This window comes from Streptomyces viridosporus T7A, assembly GCF_008704515.1.
GTDB classification, from domain to species: domain Bacteria; phylum Actinomycetota; class Actinomycetes; order Streptomycetales; family Streptomycetaceae; genus Streptomyces; species Streptomyces viridosporus.
Genome location: NZ_CP023700.1, coordinates 7,255,128 through 7,280,536 on the forward strand (window position 1 = coordinate 7,255,128; position 25,409 = coordinate 7,280,536).

At 73.5% G+C, this 25,409-nt stretch carries 7 protein-coding genes and 2 pseudogenes (1 of these 9 only partly in view); all 9 read left to right on the top strand.

Going from position 1 to position 25,409, the window contains the following annotated elements:
* Positions 1 to 3,305 carry the 3' end of a non-ribosomal peptide synthetase gene (locus CP969_RS32990; RefSeq protein WP_150474996.1) on the top strand. The gene continues 9,070 nt to the left of window position 1, outside the view, so only the last 3,305 of its 12,375 coding nucleotides appear in the window; its start codon lies beyond the left edge, outside the window; its stop codon occupies positions 3,303 to 3,305.
* Positions 3,305 to 20,248 carry a non-ribosomal peptide synthetase gene (locus tag CP969_RS32995; RefSeq protein WP_150474997.1) on the top strand — a complete coding sequence of 5,648 codons (16,944 nt, stop codon included), beginning with the start codon at positions 3,305 to 3,307 and terminating at the stop codon, positions 20,246 to 20,248. The genes CP969_RS32990 and CP969_RS32995 overlap by 1 nt, the downstream gene beginning before the upstream one ends.
* Positions 20,170 to 20,643: pseudogene (locus CP969_RS34775) on the top strand (condensation domain-containing protein); the annotation flags it as partial. The gene CP969_RS32995 and the pseudogene CP969_RS34775, both read left to right, overlap by 79 nt.
* Positions 20,632 to 22,103 (top strand): annotated as a pseudogene (locus tag CP969_RS34780) (amino acid adenylation domain-containing protein); the annotation flags it as partial. The pseudogenes CP969_RS34775 and CP969_RS34780, both read left to right, overlap by 12 nt.
* Positions 22,083 to 22,733, top strand: a complete 651-nt coding sequence (locus CP969_RS34785) for a class I SAM-dependent methyltransferase (RefSeq protein ID WP_451636904.1) — start codon at positions 22,083 to 22,085, stop codon at positions 22,731 to 22,733. The pseudogene CP969_RS34780 and the gene CP969_RS34785, both read left to right, overlap by 21 nt.
* Positions 22,679 to 22,981, top strand: coding sequence for a hypothetical protein (locus CP969_RS33010; RefSeq protein WP_150475000.1), 303 nt, complete (start codon positions 22,679 to 22,681; stop codon positions 22,979 to 22,981). Before CP969_RS34785 ends, CP969_RS33010 begins: the two co-directional genes overlap by 55 nt.
* Positions 22,982 to 23,037: 56 nt before the next feature.
* Positions 23,038 to 24,174: a phosphopantetheine-binding protein gene (locus tag CP969_RS33015; protein ID WP_150475001.1), complete on the top strand. Its 1,137-nt coding sequence runs from the start codon at positions 23,038 to 23,040 to the stop codon at positions 24,172 to 24,174.
* Between the two features lie 173 nt (positions 24,175 to 24,347).
* The gene (locus CP969_RS33375) at positions 24,348 to 24,521 is read left to right on the top strand and encodes a hypothetical protein (RefSeq protein ID WP_191093706.1); all 174 of its coding nucleotides are present in this window, start codon (positions 24,348 to 24,350) and stop codon (positions 24,519 to 24,521) included.
* Positions 24,522 to 24,750: 229 nt separating this feature from the next.
* Positions 24,751 to 25,341, top strand: coding sequence for a hypothetical protein (locus CP969_RS33020; RefSeq protein WP_191093707.1), 591 nt, complete (start codon positions 24,751 to 24,753; stop codon positions 25,339 to 25,341).
* The last annotated feature ends 68 nt before the right edge of the window (positions 25,342 to 25,409 follow it).

Sequence of the window (25,409 nt, forward strand, 5' to 3'; positions counted from 1 at the left end):
CCCACGCCGCCGCCGTCGTCCGGGAGGACCGGCCGGGCGACCGCCGGCTGGTGTCCTACGTCGTACCGGCGCGGCACGTCGAGGTCGACGAGTCCGCCTCGGGCGAGGTCGTCGGCGACTGGCACTCCGTCTACGAGGACCTGTACCGGCCGGAGCTGGAATCACCGGAGTTCGGCAGGGACTTCCGCGGCTGGCACTCCAGCTACGACGGCGACGTGATCCCGGTCGAGGAGATGGAGCAGTGGCGCCGGGCGACGGTCGACCGCATCCTCGAACTGGAGCCGCGCCGGGTGCTCGAGATCGGCGTCGGCAGCGGCCTGCTCCTGTCGCAGATCGCACCGGAGTGCGACAGCTACTGGGGCACGGACTTCTCCGAACCGGCGATCACCCGGCTCTCCGGCGAAGTCAAGCAGGTGCCGGGACTGTCCGAGCGGGTGACCCTGCGCGTGCAGGCCGCCGACGACGTGTCCGGACTGCCCGGCGGCTTCTTCGACACGATCGTCGTCAACTCCGTGGTGCAGTACTTCCCGAGCGAGGCCTACCTGTCGGCGGTCCTCGACAAGGCACTCGACCTGCTGGCCCCCGGCGGCGCGATCCTCATCGGCGACGTCCGGAACTACCGTCTCGGAACGCTGTTCCACACCGCTGTGCAGGTCGCCCAGGCCGACAGCGACGTACCGGTGTCGGCGCTGCGCCCGGTGATCGACCGCGCGGCGGTGTTCGACAACGAACTCCAGCTGGACCCGGACTACTTCGCCGCCTGGGCGCGGCGCGATCCCCGCGTCGGTTTCGCGGACGTACGCGTCAAACGGGGTGCCTACCACAACGAGCTGAGCCGGTACCGCTACGACGCCGTCCTGCACACGCGCGCCGTGGAGCCGGCGGGTGAACCGCGGAGCCTGGAGTGGGGCGAGGACGTCAAGGACCTGGACACCGCCGGCACGCTGCTGAAGGAAGCCGCGCGGGAGGGAACCAGGCTGCGGATCCGTGGGGTACCCGGTGACCGGATGGCTCCGGACCAGAGCCTGCGGCTCGCCGTCGAGCAGGCGAAGCCGGCCGACACGGTGGCCGACGTCCTCACCGCGGCGCGGGCCGGCCGGCACGGAGTGGACGTGGAGGCGCTTGCCGCGCTGGGCGAGCAGCACGGTCTCGTGACCGCGCTCACCTGGTCGGCGGGAAGCGACGAGGGACACGTCGACGTCCTCTGCCAACCCGCCGACCACGGCAGGCACTTCCCGGACGCCTACGTGCCCGACACCCTCCTCCCCGAAACGCGGCACGCGAACGACCCGATGAGCGCCCGGGACGTGAAGTCGTCACTGGCGCACCTCGACCCGTACCTGCGGGAGTGGTTGCCGGAGTACATGGTGCCGGCGGCGGTGGTGGTGCTGGAGGCGCTGCCGTTGACGGTGAACGGGAAGGTGGATCGCCGGGCGTTGCCGGTTCCGGAGTGGGAGCGGGGCGGTGAGGTGTTCCGGGGGCCGCGGGATGCGCGGGAGGAGTTGTTGTGCGGGCTGTTCGCCGAGGTGCTGGGTGTGGCGTCGGTGGGCATCGACGACGGGTTCTTCGAGCTGGGTGGGGACAGCATTCTGTCGATCCAGTTGGTGTCGCGGGCGCGTCGGGCGGGGGTGGTGCTGTCGGTGCGGGACGTGTTCGAGCAGCAGAGCGTGGCGGGGCTGGTGGGGGTGGCGGACTGGTCGGGTGAGGAGCGTGGCCGTGGGGCCGGTGGGGTGGATGAGCCGGTGGGGGTGTTCGCGGGGCTGCCGATCGTGTCGTGGCTGGCGGAGCGGGGCGGTGAGTGGCGGGGGTTCAACCAGTCGCAGGTGGTGCGGACGCCGGCCGGGCTGAGCGAGGCGGCGCTGCGTGCCGGGTGGCGGGCGGTGCTGGAGCACCATGACGGTCTGCGGTTGCGGGTGGTGGACGCGGCGGCTGTGCCGGTGGGGGTGGAGGTGCTGCCGGCCGGCGAGGTGCGGGCCGGGGGGTGCCTGGTGCGGGTGGATGCGGCGGGGTGTGCGGGGGAGGGGGCCTGGCGGGCGCTGGTGGAGCGGGAGGCGGTGCGGGCGCGGGAGGCGCTGGATCCGGTGGCCGGGGTGGTGGTGCGGCTGGTGTGGCTGGACCGGGGGCCGGCGGAGTGGGGGGCGCTGGTGATCGTGGCGCATCACCTGGTGGTGGACGGGGTGTCGTGGCGGGTGCTGCTGCCGGACCTGGCCGAGGCGGTGACCGCCGCCGCCGCCGAGACCGCCGAGGCCGGTGCCGAGGCCGGGGTGGTGCTGGCGCCGGTGGGGACGTCGGTGCGGCGGTGGTCGGCGGAGGTGGCGCGGCAGGCGCGGACGCCCGAGCGGGTGGCGGAGCTGCCGTGGTGGCGGTCGGTGCTGGCGGAGCGGACCGCGGTGGCCGACGGCGACCTCGACCCGGTGCGGGACACGCACGGGACCGCGGGGTCGTATGCGGTGGCGCTGCCCGCGGAGGTGTCGCGGGTGGTGCTGACCCGGGCCGCGGGGCTGTTCAACGCGGGCGTCGACGACGTGCTGCTGACCGCTCTGGCGCTGGCCCTGTCGCGGTGGGCCCGCGGGGACGGGGCCGCCCGGGACGCCCGGGGCGGTGGGGGCGGCTGGGTGCTGGACCTGGAGAGCCACGGCCGGGACGAGGAGCTGCTGGCGGGGGCGGATCTGTCGCGCACGGTGGGCTGGTTCACCTCGATGTATCCGGTCCGGGTGGACGCCGGTCCCGCGGCGTGGCGGGAGGTGACCGCCGGCGGTCCGGTGGTCGGGGCGGCGATCAAGCGGGTGAAGGAGCAGCTGCGGGCCACCCCGGGGCGCGGGAGCGGGTTCGGCATGCTGCGCTACCTCAACCCGGAGACCGCCGCGGCGCTGCGCGGGCAGCTCCCGCCCCAGATCGGGTTCAACTATCTGGGCCGGTTCACGACCGCCACGGGCGAGGAGCCCACCACCACCGGCGCCGGCGGTGGGGTTGATTGGGGGGTGCTGGCCGCGGGGGTGGCCGGGCAGTGCGGGCGGACGCCGCTGGGGCATGTGCTGGAGGTCAACGCGGTGGCGCAGCAGGACCGGGCCGGTGGTCTGGTGCTGCGGGCCACCTGGTCGTGGGCGTCCCGGCTGCTGGACGGCGAGGCGGTGCGGGAGCTGGCCGGCCTGTGGGCCGAGGCGCTGACCGGCATCGCCCGGCACACCACCGACCCCGGCGCCGGCGGACTCACCCCCACCGACGTCACCGACACAACCATCACACAAGACGAACTCGACGAACTCGAGCTCGAGCTCGACCTGGACGACTGGGAGAACTCCTGATGAACAAGCGCACCGGCAACATTGAGGACGTTCTTCCGCTGTCCCCGCTGCAGGAAGGGATGCTGTTCCACAGCGTCTACGACAATGCCGGCCCCGACGTCTACACCGCACAGATGGTGTTCGACCTCGAGGGCGAGGTCGACCGGGACCGGCTGCACGCGACCGCGGAGACTCTGCTGCGCCGGCACGCGAACCTGCGGGCCGCGTTCGTCCAGCGGAAGTCGGGCGAGTGGTCGCAGGTCGTGGCGCGGTCGGTGACGGTGCCGTGGCGCGACGAGGACGTCTCGGGCGCCGACGACGTCGAGGCGGCCGCCGCGAAGCTCGTCGAGGCGGACCGGTGGGCGCGCTTCGACCTGCGGCGCCCGCCCCTGGTGCGGTTCCTGCTGATCCGCCTGGCCGAGGGCCGGTTCCGGTTCGTGATGACCAACCACCACATCCTCTGGGACGGCTGGTCGCTGCCGGTGCTGCTGGGCGAGCTGCTGGCGCTGTACCGGCAGGGCGGCGACGACCGGGGACTGCCCCGGGTGCGCCCGTACCGCGACTACCTGCGCTGGCTGTCCGCCCGCGACCGGGCCGAGTCCGAGGGCGTCTGGCGCCAGGCCCTGCAGGACTTCACCGAGCCCACCCTGCTCGTGTCCGAGCGGAACCGCACGACCGTGGTCCCCGAGCAGGTCTTCGCCGGCCTGGACCGGGAGACGACGGCGGCACTCAACCGGTGCGCGCGGGAGTGGGGCGTCACCCTGAACACGATCGTCCAGGTCGGATGGGCTGTGGTGCTGTCGGCGATGACCGGCCGCACCGATGTGGCCTTCGGCAACATCGTCTCCGGTCGCCCCGCCGACCTGGCCGGTGTGGAGACGATGGTCGGGCTGTTCATCAACACCGTGCCGAGCCGGATCAGGATGGAAGCCGCGGAATCGCTGCGCTCCCTGATCGGCCGGGTCCAGGAGGAGCAGTCCCGGCTCGTCGAGCACCAGTACGTCGGCCTCGCCGACATCCAGCGCTGGGCCGGGCACGGTGAACTCTTCGATACGGCGGTCGTGTTCGAGAACTACCCCGTGGACAGCAAGAGCGTCACCGACAATGCCGCACAACAGGGATTCCGCGTGGCGAACGCCCAAGCGGAGGACGCCACGCATTACCCGATGAGCCTTATCGTCGCCCCGCGCGAAGAACTGGCACTGAGGCTCGGCTATCAGCCCGATGTCATCACCGAGGAGGAAGCCAGTTCCTCACTGGACCGGCTGGTCCGGGTGCTGCGCCAGGTGTGCACCACGCCCGATCGTCCCGTCGGCACCCTCGACGTGTTGTCGGTGGGTGAGGTGGAGCGGATCACGCGGGACTGGAACGACTCGGGTGTGCCGGTGGGGCCGGGGTCGTTGGTGGACTGGTTCGAGCGGTGGGTGGGGGAGACTCCCGAGGCGCTCGCCCTGGTGTGCGGGGACGCGGAGGTCAGCTATGCGGAGCTGAATGCGCGGGCGAACCGGCTGGCGCGGGTGCTGGTGGAGCGCGGTGTGGGCCCGGAGTGCTTTGTGGGGGTGGTGCTGCCGCGGTCGGTGGAGCTGGTGGTGGCGCTGCTGGCGGTGTGGAAGGCCGGGGGCGCGTATGTGCCGGTGGATCCGGAGTATCCGGCGGAGCGGATCGGCTATGTGCTGGGTGATGCGGCGCCGGCGGTCACGGTGACCACGCGTGCGCTGGCCGGGGTGCTGCCCGGGGATGTTCCGTGCCTGGTGCTGGATGACGCGGGCACGGTGGAGGCGTGTGCCCGGCGGGACTCCGCTGATCTTGCGGTGGGGGTGCCGGGGGCGGGGGCGGCGTATGTGATCTATACGTCGGGGTCGACGGGGCGGCCCAAGGGCGTGGTGGTGTCGCGGGGTGCGTTCGAGAACTTCGTGGTGGCCATGGGTCCCGTGGTGGGGGTCGGGGCGGGGGAGCGGCTGCTTGCCGTCACGACGGTGGGTTTCGACATCGCCGGGCTGGAGTTGTTCCTGCCGCTGGTGAGCGGTGGTGTGGTGGTGCTGGCGTCGCAGGAGGTGTCGCGGGATCCGGTGGCGGTGTGCGGGCTGCTGGCGGGCGAGCGGGTCTCGGTGGTGCAGGCGACACCGGCGTGGTGGCGTGGTGTGCTGGCGGAGGCCGGGGCGGGGGCGCTGTCCGGGGTGCGGGCGCTGGTCGGTGGTGAGGCGTTGCCGGCGGAGGTGGCCGGGGGGCTGGTGCGGTCGTGTGCGTCGGCGGTGAACATGTACGGGCCGACGGAGACGACGGTGTGGTCGACGTGTCATCGGCTGGCGGCGGACGGGCCGGGGTCGGTCGTGCCGGTGGGCGGTCCGGTGGCGAACACGCGGGTGTATGTGCTGGATGCGGGGTTGCGTCCGGTGGCGCCGGGGGTGGCGGGGGAGCTGTATATCGCCGGTGCGGGGGTGGCGCGCGGGTATCTGGGCCGGCCGGGGCTGAGCGCGCAGCGGTTCGTGGCGGACCCGTTCGGGGGGGCGGGGGCGCGGATGTACCGCACCGGGGACCTGGCCCGCTGGACCCGGGACGGGGACCTGGTCTTCGTGGGGCGCGCGGATGACCAGGTCAAGCTGCGGGGTTTCCGGATCGAGCTGGGCGAGGTGGAGGCGGTGCTGGCCCGGTGTGCCGGGGTGGCGCAGGCGGTGGCCGTGGTGCGCGAGGACCGGCCCGGCGACCAGCGCCTGGTCGCCTACGTGGTCGGGGATGCCTCGGCCGGTGTGTCGGAGCGTGAGCTGCTGGCGCAGGTGCGGGAGTGGCTGCCGGAGTACATGGTGCCGGCGGCGGTGGTGGTGCTTCGGGAGCTGCCGCTGACGCCGAACGGGAAGGTGGACCGGCGGGCGCTGCCGGCGCCGGACTGGGACGGCGGGCGCGGGGCGTCGCGGGCGCCGCGGGGCCCGCGCGAGGAGCTGGTGTGCGGGCTGTTCGCCGAGGTCCTGGGCGTGGCCTCGGTCGGCATCGACGACGGGTTCTTCGCGCTGGGCGGGCACTCGCTGCTGGCCACGCGGCTGGTGTCCCGGATCCGTTCCGTGCTCGGGGCGGAGGTGGCGGTGCGCGAGGTGTTCGAGCATGCCACGCCGGCCGGGCTGGTGCGGGTCCTGGACGGCCGGGCGGGCCTGGCCCGCCCGGCGCTGACCGCGCGGGAGCGCCCGGAGCGGCTGCCGGTCTCCTTCGCCCAGCAGCGGCTGTGGTTCCTGCACAAGCTGGAGGGCCCGAGCCCGACCTACAACATTCCCCTGCCGCTGCGTCTGACCGGCGCCCTGGACACCGCGGCGCTGCGGGCGGCCCTGGGCGACGTGGTGGCCCGGCACGAGAGCCTGCGCACCGTCTTCACCGACACCGAGGACGGCGCCTGCCAGGTCATCCTGGACAGCGCGGTGCCGGAGCTGGTGGTGGAGGAGGTCGCCGAGGAGGAGTTGCCGGCCGCGCTGGCCCGGGCCGGGGCCTATGCGTTCGATCTCGCGGGTGAGATCCCGGTGCGGGGCTGGCTGTTCCGCCTGGCGGAGACGGAGGCTGGGGCGGAGGCGGAGTGGGTGCTGGTGCTGGTGGTGCACCACATCGCCGCCGACGGGTGGTCGCTGGCGCCGCTGGCGCGGGACCTGACCCGCGCCTACGGCGCGCGGGCGCGGGGCCGTGCCCCGGGCTGGGAGGCGCTGGCGGTGCAGTACGCCGACTACGCGCTGTGGCAGCGCGAGGTGCTCGGCACGGCCGACGACGCGGGCAGCGTGCTGGCCGGGCAGCTGGAGTACTGGCGCCGGCAGCTGGCGGACCTGCCCGAGGAGCTGGCCCTGCCCGTCGACCGGCCCCGCCCCGCGGTGGCCTCCCACCACGGCGCGCGGGTGTCCTTCGAGATCCCGGCGGAGGTGCACGGCCGGCTCCGGCAGCTGGCCCGGGCCCACGGGTGCAGCATGTTCATGCTCACCCAGGCCGCGCTGGCCGCGCTGCTGTCGCGGTTCGGCGCCGGCCACGACATCCCCATCGGCTCGCCCATCGCCGGCCGCCTGGACGACGGCCTCACCGACCTGGTCGGCTTCTTCGTCAACACCCTGGTGCTGCGCACCGACCTGACCGGCGACCCGTCCTTCGCCGAGCTGCTGGCCCGGGTCCGGGAGACCGACCTGGCCGCCTACGCCCACCAGGACGTGCCCTTCGAACAGCTCGTCGAGGCCCTCAACCCCGCCCGCTCCCTCTCCCGCCACCCCCTCTTCCAGACCCTCCTCACCTACAACAGCAACGATGGATCGTCCGAGTTGTCGGTGCCCGGTATTCAGATAACCGGCGCGGAATTCGATGTCATCACGTCGAGAGTGGACCTGGCGTTTTCGCTGACGGAGACGTCCCGGGATGATGGGTCCGTCATTCGTGGAAGTGTGGAGTATTCCACTGATCTGTTCGATCCCGAGACGGTGGGTTACCTCGTTTCCGGTCTGGAGAATGTTTTCCGGCAGGTTCTGCTGAACCCGGATCGGCCGCTTTCCAGCATCGACGTGCTGTCGGTGGGTGAGCTGGAGCGGATCACGCGGGACTGGAACGACTCGGGTGTGCCGGTGGGGCCGGGGTCGCTGGTGGACTGGTTCGCCGAGCAGGTGGGGTCGGCTCCGGATGCGGCGGCGGTTTCGGACGGTGTCGAGACGCTGACGTATGCGGAGCTGAATGCGCGGGCGAACCGGCTGGCGCGGGTGCTGGTGGAGCGCGGTGTGGGCGCGGAGTCGTTCGTGGGGGTGGTGCTGCCGCGGTCGGTGGAGCTGGTGGTGGCGCTGCTGGCGGTGTGGAAGGCCGGGGGCGCGTATGTGCCGGTGGATCCGGAGTATCCGGCGGAGCGGATCGGCTATGTGCTGGGTGATGCGGCGCCGGCGGTCACGGTGACCACGCGTGCGCTGGCCGGGGTGCTGCCGGCGGGTCTTCCGGTGCTGGTGCTGGATGACGCGGGCACGGTGGAGGCGTGTGCCCGGCGGGACTCCGCTGATCTTGTGGTGGGGGTGCCGGGGACGGGGGCGGCGTATGTGATCTATACGTCGGGGTCGACGGGGCGGCCCAAGGGCGTGGTGGTGTCGCGGGGTGCGTTCGAGAACTTCGTGGTGGCCATGGGTCCCGTGGTGGGGGTCGGGGCGGGGGAGCGGCTGCTTGCCGTCACGACGGTGGGTTTCGACATCGCCGGGCTGGAGTTGTTCCTGCCGCTGGTGAGCGGTGGTGTGGTGGTGCTGGCGTCGCAGGAGGTGTCGCGGGATCCGGTGGCGGTGTGCGGGCTGCTGGCGGGCGAGCGGGTCTCGGTGGTGCAGGCGACGCCGGCGTGGTGGCGTGGTGTGCTGGCGGAGGCCGGGGCGGGGGCGCTGTCCGGGGTGCGGGCGCTGGTCGGTGGTGAGGCGTTGCCGGCGGAGGTGGCCGGGGGGCTGGTGCGGTCGTGTGCGTCGGCGGTGAACATGTACGGGCCGACGGAGACGACGGTGTGGTCGACGTGTCATCGGCTGGCGGCGGACGGGCCGGGGTCGGTCGTGCCGGTGGGCGGTCCGGTGGCGAACACGCGGGTGTATGTGCTGGATGCGGGGTTGCGTCCGGTGGCGCCGGGGGTGGCGGGGGAGCTGTACATCGCCGGTGCGGGGGTGGCGCGCGGGTATCTGGGCCGGCCCGGGCTGAGCGCGCAGCGGTTCGTGGCCGATCCGTTCGGGGGGGCGGGGGCGCGGATGTACCGCACCGGGGACCTGGCCCGCTGGACCCGGGACGGGGACCTGGTGTACGTCGGCCGGGTCGATGACCAGGTCAAGCTGCGGGGTTTCCGGATCGAGCTGGGCGAGGTGGAGGCGGTGCTGGCCCGGTGTGCCGGGGTGGCGCAGGCGGTGGCCGTGGTGCGCGAGGACCGGCCCGGCGACCAGCGCCTGGTCGCCTACGTGGTCGGGGATGCCTCGGCCGGTGTGTCGGAGCGTGAGCTGCTGGCGCAGGTGCGGGAGTGGCTGCCGGAGTACATGGTGCCGGCGGCGGTGGTGGTGCTTCGGGAGCTGCCGCTGACGCCGAACGGGAAGGTGGACCGGCGGGCGCTGCCGGCGCCGGACTGGGACGGCGGGCGCGGGGCGTCGCGGGCGCCGCGGGGCCCGCGCGAGGAGCTGGTGTGCGGGCTGTTCGCCGAGGTCCTGGGCGTGGCCTCGGTGGGGATCGACGACGGGTTCTTCGCGCTGGGCGGGCACTCGCTGCTGGCCACGCGGCTGGTGTCCCGGATCCGTTCCGTGCTCGGGGCGGAGGTGGCGGTGCGGGAGGTGTTCGAGCATGCCACGCCGGCCGGGCTGGTGCGGGTCCTGGACGGCCGGGCGGGCCTGGCCCGTCCGGCGCTGACCGCGCGGGAGCGTCCGGAGCGGCTGCCGGTCTCCTTCGCCCAGCAGCGGCTGTGGTTCCTGCACAAGCTGGAGGGCCCGAGCCCGACCTACAACATTCCCCTGCCGCTGCGTCTGACCGGCGCCCTGGACACCGCCGCGCTGCGGGCGGCCCTGGGCGACGTGGTGGCCCGGCACGAGAGCCTGCGCACCGTCTTCACCGACACCGAGGACGGCGCCTGCCAGGTCATCCTGGAGACGGCCACGCCGGAGCTGGTGGTGAGGGAGATCGAGCCGGGCCGGCTGGACGCGGAGCTGGCGGAGGCGGCCCGGTACGCCTTCGACCTGGCGGGTGAGATCCCGGTGCGGGGCTGGCTGTTCCGCCTGGCGGAGACGGAGGCTGGGGCGGAGGCGGAGTGGGTGCTGGTGCTGGTGGTGCACCACATCGCCGCCGACGGGTGGTCGCTGGCGCCGCTGGCGCGGGACCTGACCCGCGCCTACGGCGCGCGGGTGCAGGGCCGTGCCCCGGGCTGGGAGGCGCTGGCGGTGCAGTACGCCGACTACGCGCTGTGGCAGCGCGAGGTGCTCGGCACGGCCGACGACGCCGGCAGCGTGCTGGCCGGGCAGCTGGAGTACTGGCGCCGGCAGCTGGCGGACCTGCCCGAGGAGCTGGCCCTGCCCGTCGACCGGCCCCGCCCCGCGGTGGCCTCCCACCACGGCGCGCGGGTGTCCTTCGACATCCCCGCCGACACCCACCGGAAGCTCCAGCAGGTGGCCCGGGCCCACGGGTGCAGCATGTTCATGCTCACCCAGGCCGCGCTGGCCGCGCTGCTGTCGCGGTTCGGCGCCGGCCACGACATCCCCATCGGCTCGCCCATCGCCGGGCGTCTGGACGACGGCCTCAGCGACCTGGTCGGCTTCTTCGTCAACACCCTGGTGCTGCGCACCGACCTGACCGGGAACCCGTCCTTCGCCGAGCTGCTGGCCCGGGTCCGGGAGACCGACCTGGCCGCCTACGCCCACCAGGACGTGCCCTTCGAACAGCTCGTCGAGGCCCTCAACCCCGCCCGTTCCCTCTCCCGCCACCCCCTCTTCCAGACCCTCCTCACCTACAACCACCAGGACCCGCAGGACGCGGTGAACGCGGCCGGCACGGCCGGCCCCCTCACGGTGTCGCCGTACGCGACGGCGACGGAGACGGCCAAGACCGACCTGGCGTTCACCCTGACCGAACGCTCCGACGACACCGGCACCACAGCCGGAATCTCCGGCCGCCTCGACTACGCCACCGACCTCTTCGACCACGACACGGCGGCGCGGTTGGTGTCCGCACTGCAACTGCTGCTGTGTCAGGTGGCCGACAACCCCGAGCAGCCTGTTCACGCCCTTGCCACGCTCACTGAACACGAGGTCGAGCGGATCACGCAGGGGTGGAACGACACCGGGGCGGTGCCGGTGGTGGACGGGTTCCTGGTCGATCGTTTCGTGCGGCAGGCGGGGGAGACGCCGGACGCGGTGGCGGTGGTGTGCGGGGACGCGGAGGTCACGTATGCGGAGCTGAACGCGCGGGCGAACCGGCTGGCCCGGGTGCTGGTGGAACGCGGCGTGGGCCCGGACTGCTTCGTGGGGGTGGTGCTGCCGCGGTCGGTGGAGCTGGTGGTGGCGCTGCTGGCGGTGTGGAAGGCCGGCGGCGCGTATGTGCCGGTGGATCCGGAGTATCCGGCGGAGCGGATCGGCTATGTGCTGGCCGACGCGGCGCCGGCGGTCACGGTGACCACGCGTGCGCTGGCGGGGGCGCTGCCGGCGGGTCTGTCGGTGCTGGTGGTGGATGACGCGGGCACGGTGGAGGAGTGTGCCCGGCGGGACTCCGCTGATCTTGTGGTGGGGGTGCCGGGGGCGGGGGCGGCGTATGTGATCTATACGTCGGGGTCGACGGGGCGGCCGAAGGGGGTGGTGGTGTCGCGGTCGAGTGTGGCTGCGTATGTGGGTTATGCGGCGGGGGCGTATGCGGACATGGCGGGGGTGTCGCTGGTCGGGACGTCGGTGGCGTTCGACCTGACGGTGACGGGGTTGTTCGCGCCGCTGGTGTGTGGGGGGTGTGTGTGGCTGGCGGAGTGGGCGTCGGAGGTGCGGGTGCCTGCCGCGGTGGTGGCTGCGGGGGGTGTGTCGATCGCGAAGGTGACGCCGAGTCATCTGTCGTTGGGGTCGGGTCCGGCCGGGGGGGTGTGGCCGTCGGGCACGCTGGTGACGGGTGGGGAGGCGTTGCGGGGGCCGGTGCTGGAGCGGTGGCGGGCCGAGCATCCCGGGGTGCGGGTGGTCAATGCGTACGGTCCCACGGAGGGGACCGTGAACTGCTGTGACTTCGTGGTGGAGGCGGGGGAGGCCGTCGGGTCGGGTGCGGTGCCGATCGGGCGTCCGTTCCCGCATGCGCGGGTGTATGTGCTGGATGCGGGGTTGCGTCCGGTGCCGCCGGGGGTGGCGGGGGAGCTGTACATCGCCGGTGCGGGGGTGGCGCGCGGGTATCTGGGCCGGCCCGGGCTGAGCGCGCAGCGGTTCGTGGCCGATCCGTTCGGGGGGGCGGGGACGCGGATGTACCGCACCGGGGACCTGGCCCGCTGGACCCGGGACGGGGACCTGGTGTACGTCGGCCGGGTCGATGACCAGGTCAAGCTGCGGGGTTTCCGGATCGAGCTGGGCGAGGTGGAGGCGGTGCTGGCCCGGTGTGCCGGGGTGGCGCAGGCGGTGGCCGTGGTGCGCGAGGACCGGCCCGGCGACCAGCGCCTGGTCGCCTACGTGGTGAGCGGCGGCGACTGCACCGAGCGCGAGATCCTCGCACACGCGCGGGAGTGGCTGCCGGAGTACATGGTGCCGGCGGCGGTGGTGGTGCTGGAGGCGCTGCCGCTGACGCCGAACGGGAAGGTGGACCGGCGGGCGCTGCCGGCGCCGGACTGGGACGGCGGGCGCGGGGCGTCGCGGGCGCCGCGGGGCCCGCGCGAGGAGCTGGTGTGCGGGCTGTTCGCCGAGGTCCTGGGCGTGGCCTCGGTCGGCATCGACGACGGGTTCTTCGCGCTGGGCGGGCACTCGCTGCTGGCCACGCGGCTGGTGTCGCGGATCCGTTCCGTGCTCGGGGCGGAGATCGCGGTGCGGGAGGTGTTCGAGCATGCCACGCCGGCCGGGCTGGTGCGGGTCCTGGACGGCCGGGCGGGCCTGGCCCGCCCGGCGCTGACCGCGCGGGAGCGCCCGGAGCGGCTGCCGGTCTCCTACGCCCAGCAGCGGCTGTGGTTCCTGCACAAGCTGGAGGGCCCGAGCCCGACCTACAACATTCCCCTGCCGCTGCGCCTGACCGGCGCCCTGGACGTCCCCGCGCTGCGGGCGGCCCTGGGCGACGTGGTGGCCCGGCACGAGAGCCTGCGCACCGTCTTCACCGACACCGACACCGACACCGACACCGGCACCGACACCGACACCGGCACCGGTGCCTGTCAGGTCATTCTCGACAGCGCGGCACCGGAGCTGGTGGTGAGGGAGATCGAGCCGGGCCGGCTGGACGCGGAGCTGGCGGAGGCGGCCCGGTACGCCTTCGACCTGGCGGGTGAGATCCCGGTGCGGGGCTGGCTGTTCCGGCTCGCCCCGGACGAGTGGGTGCTGGTGCTGGTGGTGCACCACATCGCCGCCGACGGGTGGTCGCTGGCGCCGCTGGCGCGGGACCTGACCCGCGCCTACGGCGCGCGGGCGCGGGGCCGTGCCCCCGGGTGGGAGGCGCTGGCGGTGCAGTACGCCGACTACGCGCTGTGGCAGCGCGAGGTGCTCGGCACGGCCGACGACGCCGGCGGGGTGCTGGCCGGGCAGCTGGAGTACTGGCGCCGGCAGCTGGCGGACCTGCCCGAGGAGCTGGCCCTGCCGGTGGACCGGCCCCGTCCCGCGGTGGCCTCCCACCGCGGCGCGCGGGTGTCCTTCGAGATCCCGGCGGAGGTGCACGGCGGGCTCCGGCAGCTGGCCCGGGCCCACGGGTGCAGCATGTTCATGGTGGCGCACGCCGCGCTGGCCGCGCTGCTGTCGCGGTTCGGCGCCGGCCACGACATCCCCATCGGCTCGCCCATCGCCGGGCGCCTGGACGACGGCCTCAGCGACCTGGTCGGCTTCTTCGTCAACACCCTGGTGCTGCGCACCGACCTGACCGGGAACCCGTCCTTCGCCGAGCTGCTGGCCCGGGTCCGGGAGACCGACCTGGCCGCCTACGCCCACCAGGACGTGCCCTTCGAGCAGCTCGTCGAGGCCCTCAACCCCGCCCGCTCCCTCTCCCGCCACCCCCTCTTCCAGACCCTCCTCACCTACAACAACCAGCAAGACCGCCATGCACAGCTTGAGGCGGGGAATCTTCACGTCCGACCGGTGGAATTCCGGGACTCCACGTCTCGCTTCGACCTGACGTTCGAGCTCACTGAGGTGGAGACGTCTCGGGAGGGTGGGGCCGTCATTCGTGGAAGTGTGGAGTATTCCACTGACCTGTTCGATCCCGAGACGGTGGGTTGTCTCGTTTCCGGTCTGGAGAATGTTTTCCGGCAGGTTCTGCTGAACCCGGATCGGCCGCTTTCCAGCATCGATGTGCTGTCGGTGGGTGAGGTGGAGCGGATCACGCGGGACTGGAACGACTCGGGTGTGCCGGTGGGGCCGGGGTCGTTGGTGGACTGGTTCGAGCGGTGGGTGGGGGAGACCCCGGACGCGCTCGCCCTGGTGTGCGGGGACGCGGAGGTCAGCTATGCGGAGCTGAATGCGCGGGCGAACCGGCTGGCCCGGGTGCTGGTGGAGCGCGGTGTGGGCGCGGAGTCGTTCGTGGGGGTGGTGCTGCCGCGGTCGGTGGAGCTGGTGGTGGCGCTGCTGGCGGTGTGGAAGGCCGGGGGCGCGTATGTGCCGGTGGATCCGGAGTATCCGGCGGAGCGGATCGGCTATGTGCTGGGTGATGCGGCGCCGGCGGTCACGGTGACCACGCGTGCGCTGGCGGGAATGCTGCCGGCGGGTCTTCCGGTGCTGGTGCTGGATGACGCGGGCACGGTGGAGGCGTGTGCCCGGCGGGACTCCGCTGATCTTGTGGTGGGGGTGCCGGGGACGGGGGCGGCGTATGTGATCTATACGTCGGGGTCGACGGGGCGGCCCAAGGGCGTGGTGGTGTCGCGGGGTGCGTTCGAGAACTTCGTGGTGGCCATGGGTCCCGTGGTGGGGGTCGGGGCGGGGGAGCGGCTGCTTGCCGTCACGACGGTGGGTTTCGACATCGCCGGGCTGGAGTTGTTCCTGCCGCTGGTGAGCGGTGGTGTGGTGGTGCTGGCGTCGCAGGAGGTGTCGCGGGATCCGGTGGCGGTGTGCGGGCTGCTGGCGGGCGAGCGGGTCTCGGTGGTGCAGGCGACGCCGGCGTGGTGGCGTGGTGTGCTGGCGGAGGCCGGGGCGGGGGCGCTGTCCGGGGTGCGGGCGCTGGTCGGTGGTGAGGCGTTGCCGGCGGAGGTGGCCGGGGGGCTGGTGCGGTCGTGTGCGTCGGCGGTGAACATGTACGGGCCGACGGAGACGACGGTGTGGTCGACGTGTCATCGGCTGGCGGCGGACGGGCCGGGGTCGGTCGTGCCGGTGGGCGGTCCGGTGGCGAACACGCGGGTGTATGTGCTGGATGCGGGGTTGCGTCCGGTGGCGCCGGGGGTGGCGGGGGAGCTGTACATCGCCGGTGCGGGGGTGGCGCGCGGGTATCTGGGCCGGCCCGGGCTGAGCGCGCAGCGGTTCGTGGCCGATCCGTTCGGGGGGGCGGGGGCGCGGATGTACCGCACCGGGGACCTGGCCCGCTGGACCCGGGACGGGGACCTGGTGTACGTCGGCCGGGTCGATGACCAGGTCAAGCTGCGGGGTTTCCGGATCGAGCTGGGCGAGGTGGAGGCGGTGCTGGCCCGGTGTGCCGGGGTGGCGCAGGCGGTGGCCGTGGTGCGCGAGGACCGGCCCGGCGACCAGCGCCTGGTCGCCTACGTGGTCGGGGATGCCTCGGCCGGTGTGTCGGAGCGTGAGCTGCTGGCGCAGGTGCGGGAGTGGCTGCCGGAGTACATGGTGCCGGCGGCGGTGGTGGTGCTTCGGGAGCTGCCGCTGACGCCGAACGGGAAGGTGGACCGGCGGGCGCTGCCGGCGCCGGACTGGGACGGCGGGCGCGGGGCGTCGCGGGCGCCGCGGGGCCCGCGCGAGGAGCTGGTGTGCGGGCTGTTCGCCGAGGTCCTGGGCGTGGCCTCGGTCGGCATCGACGACGGGTTCTTCGCGCTGGGCGGGCACTCGCTGCTGGCCACGCGGCTGGTGTCGCGGATCCGTTCCGTGCTCGGGGCGGAGATCGCGGTGCGCGACGTGTTCGAGCACGCCACGCCGGCCGGGCTGGTGCGGGTCCTGGACGGCCGGGCGGGCCTGGCCCGCCCGGCGCTGACCGCGCGGGAGCGCCCGGAGCGGCTGCCGGTCTCCTACGCCCAGCAGCGGCTGTGGTTCCTGCACAAGCTGGAGGGCCCGAGCCCGACCTACAACATTCCCCTGCCGCTGCGCCTGACCGGCGCCCTGGACGTCCCCGCGCTGCGGGCGGCCCTGGCCGACGTGGTGGCCCGGCACGAGAGCCTGCGCACCGTCTTCACCGACACCGACACCGACACCGACACCGACACCGGCACCGACACCGGCACCGGTGCCTGTCAGGTCATTCTCGACAGCGCGGCACCGGAGCTGGTGGTGAGGGAGATCGAGCCGGGCCGGCTGGACGCGGAGCTGGCGGAGGCGGCCCGGTACGCCTTCGACCTGGCGGGTGAGATCCCGGTGCGGGGCTGGCTGTTCCGGCTCGCCCCGGACGAGTGGGTGCTGGTGCTGGTGGTGCACCACATCGCCGCCGACGGGTGGTCGCTGGCGCCGCTGGCGCGGGACCTGACCCGCGCCTACGGCGCGCGGGCGCGGGGCCGTGCCCCCGGGTGGGAGGCGCTGGCGGTGCAGTACGCCGACTACGCGCTGTGGCAGCGCGAGGTGCTCGGCACGGCCGACGACGCCGGCGGGGTGCTGGCCGGGCAGCTGGAGTACTGGCGCCGGCAGCTGGCGGACCTGCCCGAGGAGCTGGCCCTGCCGGTGGACCGGCCCCGTCCCGCGGTGGCCTCCCACCGCGGCGCGCGGGTGTCCTTCGAGATCCCGGCGGAGGTGCACGGCGGGCTCCGGCAGCTGGCCCGGGCCCACGGGTGCAGCATGTTCATGGTGGCGCACGCCGCGCTGGCCGCGCTGCTGTCGCGGTTCGGCGCCGGCCACGACATCCCCATCGGCTCGCCCATCGCCGGCCGCCTGGACGACGGCCTCAGCGACCTGGTCGGCTTCTTCGTCAACACCCTGGTGCTGCGCACCGACCTGACCGGGAACCCGTCCTTCGCCGAGCTGCTGGCCCGGGTCCGGGAGACCGACCTGGCCGCCTACGCCCACCAGGACGTGCCCTTCGAGCAGCTCGTCGAGGCCCTCAACCCCGCCCGCTCGCTCTCCCGCCACCCCCTCTTCCAGACCCTCCTCACCTACAACCACCAGGACCCGCAGGACGCGGTGAACGCGGCCGGCACGGCCGGCCCCCTCACGGTGTCGCCGTACGCGACGGCGACGGAGACGGCCAAGACCGACCTGGCGTTCACCCTGACCGAACGCTCCGACGACACCGGCACCACAGCCGGAATCTCCGGCCGCCTCGACTACGCCACCGACCTCTTCGACCGTGGCACGGCGGAGGAGTTGGTTGCCGGTCTGCGACTGCTGCTGGGGCAGGTGGCGGAGGATCCGCGGGTTGCGTTGTCGGCGCTGGAGGTGGTGGTTCCCGAGCGGCGGCGTCAGATGGTGGTGGACTGGAACTCGCCGGTGGTGGACGCGGGTTCGGGTGTGCTGCCGGTGCTGGTGGAGGCGCAGGCCCGGGCGGTGCCGGACGCGGTGGCGGTTTCGGACGGCGTGGAGACGCTGACGTATGCGGAGCTGAATGCGCGGGCGAACCGGCTGGCGCGGGTGCTGGTGGAGCGCGGCGTGGGTCCGGACTGCTTCGTGGGGGTGGTGCTGCCGCGGTCGGTGGAGCTGGTGGTGGCGCTGCTGGCGGTGTGGAAGGCCGGCGGCGCGTATGTGCCGGTGGATCCGGAGTATCCGGCGGAGCGGATCGGCTACGTGCTGGGTGATGCGGCGCCGGCGGTCACGGTGACCACGCGCGCGCTGGCGGGAATGCTGCCGGCGGATGTTCCGGTGCTGGTGCTGGACGGTGCGGAGACGGTGCGGGCGTGTGCGGCGGCGGGTGCGGGGGATGTGTCGGACGGTGAGCGTCGGGGGCGGCTGCTGCCGGGGCACGCGGCGTACATGATCTACACCTCGGGGTCGACGGGGCGGCCCAAGGGGGTGGTGGTGGAGCACCGCAGTGTGGTGCGTCTGTTCGCGGCGACCGAGGGCTGGTTCGGGTTCGGCCGGGAGGATGTGTGGACGCTCTTCCACTCCTATGCGTTCGACTTCTCGGTGTGGGAGATCGGCGGGGCGCTGCTGCACGGGGGCCGGCTGGTGGTGGTCTCGCCGGAGGAGCGGACGTCGCCGGAGGCGTTGCTGCGGCTCTTGGTGCGGGAGCGGGTGACGGTGCTCAGCCAGACGCCGTCGGCGTTCTATCAGCTGATGCAGGCCGATGCGGAGCATCCCCGGCTGGGGGAGGGGCTGGTGCTGCGGCGGGTCGTCTTCGGCGGGGAGCCGTTGGATCCGGGCCGGCTGGAGGGCTGGTACCGGCGGCATGCGCCGGATGCTCCGGTGCTGGTGAACATGTACGGGATCACCGAGACGACGGTGCACGTCACCTATCGGGAGCTGGATCCGGTGCTGGCCGCGGGGGCGGCGGGCAGTGTGATCGGGGAGCGGATCCCGGACCTGCGGCTGTATGTGCTGGACGCGGGGTTGCGTCCGGTGGCGCCGGGGGTGGCGGGGGAGTTGTATGTGGCCGGCAGCGGGGTGGCGCGCGGGTACTGGGCGCGGGCCGGGCTGACGGCGGGCCGGTTCGTGGCGGATCCGTTCGCGGTGGGCGGGCGGATGTACCGCTCGGGCGATGTGGTGCGCTGGACCCGCGACGGTGAGCTGGTCTTCGTGGGGCGTGCGGATGGTCAGGTGAAGGTCCGCGGGTACCGGATCGAGGTCGGTGAGGTGGAGTCGGCGCTGCTGCGGCATCCCGCGGTGGCGCAGGCGGCGGTGACGGTGCGGGAGGACCGGCCCGGTGACCGGCGGCTGGTGGCGTATGTGGTGCCGGGTGCGGGGCATGCGGGGGTGCCGGGGCTGCGGGAGTGGCTGGGGGGTTTCCTGCCGGGGTACATGGTGCCGGCGGCGCAGGTCACGCTGGAGCGGCTGCCGCTGACGGCGAACGGCAAGCTCGACCGGCGGGCGCTGCCGGCGCCCTCCTCGGAGCAGTCGGCTGCCGGGGGCCGGCGTCCCCGCGGGCCCCGGGAGGAGATCCTGTGCGCGCTGTTCGCCCAGGTCCTCGGCGTCGACGAGGTCGGCATCGACGACGGATTCTTCGAACTCGGCGGCCACTCGCTGCTGGCGACCCGGCTCGTGAGCCGGATCCGTTCGGTCCTCGGTGTCGAGGTGGCGATCCGCGACCTGTTCGAGTCGCCGACCGTCGCGGGACTGAGTTCTCTCCTCGACTCGATGGCCGACGCGCGCACCGCGCTGCACAGGGCCGAGCCACGTCCCGAGCACGTACCGGTCTCGTTCGCCCAGCAGCGGCTGTGGTTCCTGCACAAGCTCGAAGGACCGAGCCCCACCTACAACATCCCGCTCGGCGTGCGTCTGCACGGTGAACTGGACGTGGAGGCGTTGCGGGCCGCGTTCCGCGACGTGGTGGTCCGGCACGAGAGCCTGCGCACCGTCTTCGCCGACGGTGACGACGGCACCAGCCAGGTCGTGCTCGACGCCGACCGGGTCACCCCCGTGCTCGAGGTCGTGGACGTCGACGAGGACCAGGTGGCCCGGGAGGTCGCCCGCGTCGCGCAGCACTGCTTCGACCTCGCCACCGAGATCCCGATCCGCGGCTGGCTGTTCCGTCTCGACCCCGAGGGCACCGACTGGGTCCTGCAGGTCATGCTGCACCACATCGCCGGGGACGGATGGTCGCTCGGGCCCATCGCACGCGACATGGCCACCGCGTACGGCGCCCGTCTGGAGGGCCGCGCCCCCGCATGGCTGGAACTGCCGGTCCAGTACGCGGACTACGCCCTGTGGCAGCGAGAGGCCCTGGGCTCGGAGGAGGACCCGGACAGCGTGGTCTCCGGGCAGCTCGCCTACTGGACGGAGAAGCTCGCCGACCTCCCCGAGGAACTCGCCCTGCCCTTCGACCGGCCCCGCCGCGCGACCGCCTCGTACGAGGGCCGACGGGTGCCGTTCACGATCCCCGGGGAGATCCACGCCGGGCTGGCCGAGCTGGCCAGGGAGCACGGATGCAGCACCTTCATGGTGATGCACGCCGCCGTGGCGACCCTGCTGTCGAGACTGGGAGCCGGCACCGACATCCCCTCGGCTCGCCCATCGCCGGCCGCACCGACGACGCGCTCAACGACCTCGTCGGGTTCTTCGTCAACACGCTCGTCCTGCGCACCGACCTGACCGGGAACCCGACCTTCCCCGAGCTGCTGGCCCGGGTCCGGGAGACCGACCTGTCCGCCTACGCCCACCAGGACCTTCCCTTCGAGCGGCTGGTCGAGGTGCTCAACCCGAGCCGGTCGCTGGCGCGCCACCCGCTGTTCCAGACGCTGATCGCCTTCCAGAACACCGACCAGGCCATGGCCGAGGCCGCCCTGGCCGACTTCCCCGGAGTCCGGGTCGCGCCCACCGAGATCGAGACGACGAGTTCCAAGTTCGACCTCGCGTTCTTCTTCGTCGAAGGCAAGGGCGACAGCGCCACCCCCGGCTTCCAGTGCGTTCTGGAGTACAGCTCCGACGTCTTCGACCGGGAGACGGCGGACGGATTCACCGCGGGCCTGCTCCGCGTGCTGGAGCAGATCGTCGCCCGACCCGACGTACGCGTCGACGACGTCGAGATCCTGGACGCCGAACAGCGCACCCGCACGCTGACGACGTGGAACGACACCGCCGTCCCCCTGCCCGACGTCTCGCTGCCGCAGGCGTTCGAGGCACGCGTGCGGCGGACACCCGACGCCGTGGCGGTCACGTGCGGCGACGAGCAGCTCACCTACGCCCGCGTGCACGAACTGTCCGACCGGCTCGCCCGCGACCTCGCCGAGCACGGCGTGGGAGCCGAGTCGCCGGTGGTCGTGGCGATGGACCGCGGCGTGCACGTGCCGGTCGTCCTGCTGGCCGTCCTCAAGGCGGGCGGCTCCTACGTACCGGTCCGCCCCTCCGATCCCGTCGAGCGGATCCGGCACGTGGTCGGCGACGTGTCGGCCGTACTGGCCGTCGTGGACGACGCGTACGCCGACGCCGCTCAGGCGTGGGGCGTGCCGGTCCTCGAACCGGGCCGGGCCCTGCGCCGGGAGCCGGCCGACGCCGCCGCGGAGACGGCTCCCGGCACCCCGGCCGCAGCCGCACCGTGCGGCGCCCGGCTCGCCTACGTGATGTACACGTCGGGGTCCTCCGGCACACCGAAGGGCGTCGCGGTCACGCACCGGGACGTCCTGGCCCTGGCCCTGGACCCCGGTGGGAGACCGGCCAGGACCGGGTGCTCGCCCACTCGCCGATGGCCTTCGACGCCTCGACCTACGAGATGTGGGTCCCCCTGCTCCGCGGCGGACAGGTCGTGTTCGCGCCTCCCGGCGACGTGGACGTGGCGGTGCTGGCCGAGGTGGTCGACCGGCACGCGGTGACCGGACTGTGGCTGACCGCCGGCCTCTTCCGCGTGGTGGCGGAGGAACAGCCGACGGCACTGACCGGCGTGCAACGGGTGTGGACCGGCGGCGACGTGGTGTCGCCGGCAGCGGTGGAACGAGTACGGGCCGCCTGCCCGGAAATCACCGTGGTCAACGGATACGGTCCCACGGAGACCACCACCTTCGCCCTCAGCCACGAGATCGACGCCGACCGTCCGCTGGGAGCGAGCGTGCCCATCGGGCGCCCGCTGGCGAACATGGCCGTGTACGTCCTCGACGACCGGCTGCGGCCGGTTCCGCCCGGCGTGGGCGGTGAGCTGTACATCGCGGGCAGCGGCGTGGCACGCGGCTACTTCAGGCGGCCGGGGCTGAGCGCGCAGCGGTTCGTCGCCGACCCGTTCGGCGGCGCGGGCGCGCGCATGTACCGCACGGGAGACCTCGTGCGGTGGACGCGGGACGGAGTGATCGAGTTCCTCGGCCGTGCCGACGACCAGATCAAGCTCCGCGGCTTCCGCATCGAACTCGGCGAGGTCGAGGCCGTTCTGGCACGCCATCCCGCCGTGGCCCACGCCGCCGCCGTCGTCCGGGAGGACCGGCCGGGCGACCGCCGGCTGGTGTCCTACGTCGTACCGGCGCGGCACGTCGAGGTCGACGAGTCCGCCTCGGGCGAGGTCGTCGGCGACTGGCACTCCGTCTACGAGGACCTGTACCGGCCGGAGCTGGAATCACCGGAGTTCGGCAGGGACTTCCGCGGCTGGCACTCCAGCTACGACGGCGACGTGATCCCGGTCGAGGAGATGGAGCAGTGGCGCCGGGCGACGGTCGACCGCATCCTCGAACTGGAGCCGCGCCGGGTGCTCGAGATCGGCGTCGGCAGCGGCCTGCTCCTGTCGCAGATCGCACCGGAGTGCGACAGCTACTGGGGCACGGACTTCTCCGAACCGGCGATCACCCGGCTCTCCGGCGAAGTCAAGCAGGTGCCGGGACTGTCCGAGCGGGTGACCCTGCGCGTGCAGGCCGCCGACGACGTGTCCGGACTGCCCGGCGGCTTCTTCGACACGATCGTCGTCAACTCCGTGGTGCAGTACTTCCCGAGCGAGGCCTACCTGTCGGCGGTCCTCGACAAGGCACTCGACCTGCTGGCCCCGGCGGCGCGATCCTCATCGGCGACGTCCGGAACTACCGTCTCGGAACGCTGTTCCACACCGCTGTGCAGGTCGCCCAGGCCGACAGCGACGTACCGGTGTCGGCGCTGCGCCCGGTGATCGACCGCGCGGCGGTGTTCGACAACGAACTCCAGCTGGACCCGGACTACTTCGCCGCCTGGGCGCGGCGCGATCCCCGCGTCGGTTTCGCGGACGTACGCGTCAAACGGGGTGCCTACCACAACGAGCTGAGCCGGTACCGCTACGACGCCGTCCTGCACACGCGCGCCGTGGAGCCGGCGGTGAACCGCGGAGCCTGGAGTGGGGCGAGGACGTCAAGGACCTGGACACCGCCGGCACGCTGCTGAAGGAAGCCGCGCGGGAGGGAACCAGGCTGCGGATCCGTGGGGTACCCGGTGACCGGATGGCTCCGGACCAGAGCCTGCGGCTCGCCGTCGAGCAGGCGAAGCCGGCCGACACGGTGGCCGACGTCCTCACCGCGGCGCGGGCCGGCCGGCACGGAGTGGACGTGGAGGCGCTTGCCGCGCTGGGCGAGCAGCACGGTCTCGTGACCGCGCTCACCTGGTCGGCGGGAAGCGACGAGGGACACGTCGACGTCCTCTGCCAACCCGCCGACCACGGCAGGCACTTCCCGGACGCCTACGTGCCCGACACCCTCCTCCCCGAAACGCGGCACGCGAACGACCCGATGAGCGCCCGGGACGTGAAGTCGTCACTGGCGCACCTCGACCCGTACCTGCGGGAGTGGTTGCCGGAGTACATGGTGCCGGCGGCGGTGGTGGTGCTGGAGGCGCTGCCGTTGACGGTGAACGGGAAGGTGGATCGCCGGGCGTTGCCGGTTCCGGAGTGGGAGCGGGGCGGTGAGGTGTTCCGGGGGCCGCGGGATGCGCGGGAGGAGTTGTTGTGCGGGCTGTTCGCCGAGGTGCTGGGTGTGGCGTCGGTGGGCATCGACGACGGGTTCTTCGAGCTGGGTGGGGACAGCATTCTGTCGATCCAGTTGGTGTCGCGGGCGCGTCGGGCGGGGGTGGTGCTGTCGGTGCGGGACGTGTTCGAGCAGCAGAGCGTGGCGGGGCTGGTGGGGGTGGCGGACTGGTCGGGTGAGGAGCGTGGCCGTGGGGCCGGTGGGGTGGATGAGCCGGTGGGGGTGTTCGCGGGGCTGCCGATCGTGTCGTGGCTGGCGGAGCGGGGCGGTGAGTGGCGGGGGTTCAACCAGTCGCAGGTGGTGCGGACGCCGGCCGGGCTGAGCGAGGCGGCGCTGCGTGCCGGGTGGCGGGCGGTGCTGGAGCACCATGACGGTCTGCGGTTGCGGGTGGTGGACGCGGCGGCTGTGCCGGTGGGGTGGAGGTGCTGCCGGCCGGCGAGGTGCGGGCCGGGGGGTGCCTGGTGCGGGTGGATGCGGGGGGTGTGCGGGGGAGGGGGCCTGGCGGGCGCTGGTGGGCGGGAGGCGGTGCGGGGCGGGAGGCGCTGGATCCGGTGGCCGGGGTGGTGGTGCGGCTGGTGTGGCTGGACCGGGGGCCGGCGGAGTGGGGGGCGCTGGTGATCGTGGGCGCATCACCTGGTGGTGGACGGGGTGTCGTGGCGGGTGCTGCTGCCCGGACCTGGGAACCGGGCGGTGACCGGCCGCCGGCCCCGAGACCGGCCGAGGCCGGTGCCGAGGGCCCGGGGTGGTGCTGGCGCCGGTGGGGACGTCGGTGCGGGCGGTGGTCGGCGGAGGTGGCGCGGCAGGCGCGGACGCCCGAGCGGGTGGCGGAGCTGCCGTGGTGGCGGGTCGGTGCTGGCGGAGCGGACGCGGTGGCCGACGGCGACCTCGACCCGGTGCGGGACACGCACGGGACCGCGGGGTCGTATGCGGTGGCGCTGCCCGCGGAGGTGTCGCGGTGGTGCTGACCCGGGCCGCGGGGCTGTTCATCGCCGGGGCGTCGACGACGTGCTGCTGACCGCTCTGGCGCTGGCCCTGTCGCGGTGGGCCCGCGGGGACGGGGCCGCCCGGGACGCCCGGGGCGGTGGGGCGGCTGGGTGCTGGACCTGGAGAGCCACGGCCGGGACGAGGAGCTGCTGGCGGGGGCGGATCTGTCGCGCACGGTGGGCTGGTTCACCTCGATGTATCCGGTCGCGGGTGGACGCCGGTCCCGCGGCGTGGCGGGAGGTGACGCCGGCGGGTCCGGTGGTCGGGCGGGCGATCAAGCGGGTGAAGGAGCAGCTGCGGGCCACCCCGGGGCGCGGGAGCGGGTTCGGCATGCTGCGCTACCTCAACCCGGAGACCGCCGCGGCGCTGCGCGGGCAGCTCCCGCCCCAGATCGGGTTCAACTATCTGGGCCGGTTCACGACCGCCACGGGCGAGGAGCCCACCACCACCGGCGCCGGCGGTGGGGTTGATTGGGGGGTGCTGGCCGCGGGGGTGGCCGGGCAGTGCGGGCGGACGCCGCTGGGGCATGTGCTGGAGGTCAACGCGGTGGCGCAGCAGGACCGGGCCGGTGGTCTGGTGCTGCGGGCCACCTGGTCGTGGGCGTCCCGGCTGCTGGACGGCGAGGCGGTGCGGGAGCTGGCCGGCCTGTGGGCCGAGGCGCTGACCGGCATCGCCCGGCACACCACCGACCCCGGCGCCGGCGGACTCACCCCCACCGACGTCACCGACACAACCATCACACAAGACGAACTCGACGAACTCGAGCTCGAGCTCGACCTGGACGACTGGGAGAACTCCTGATGAACAAGCGCACCGGCAACATTGAGGACGTTCTTCCGCTGTCCCCGCTGCAGGAAGGGATGCTGTTC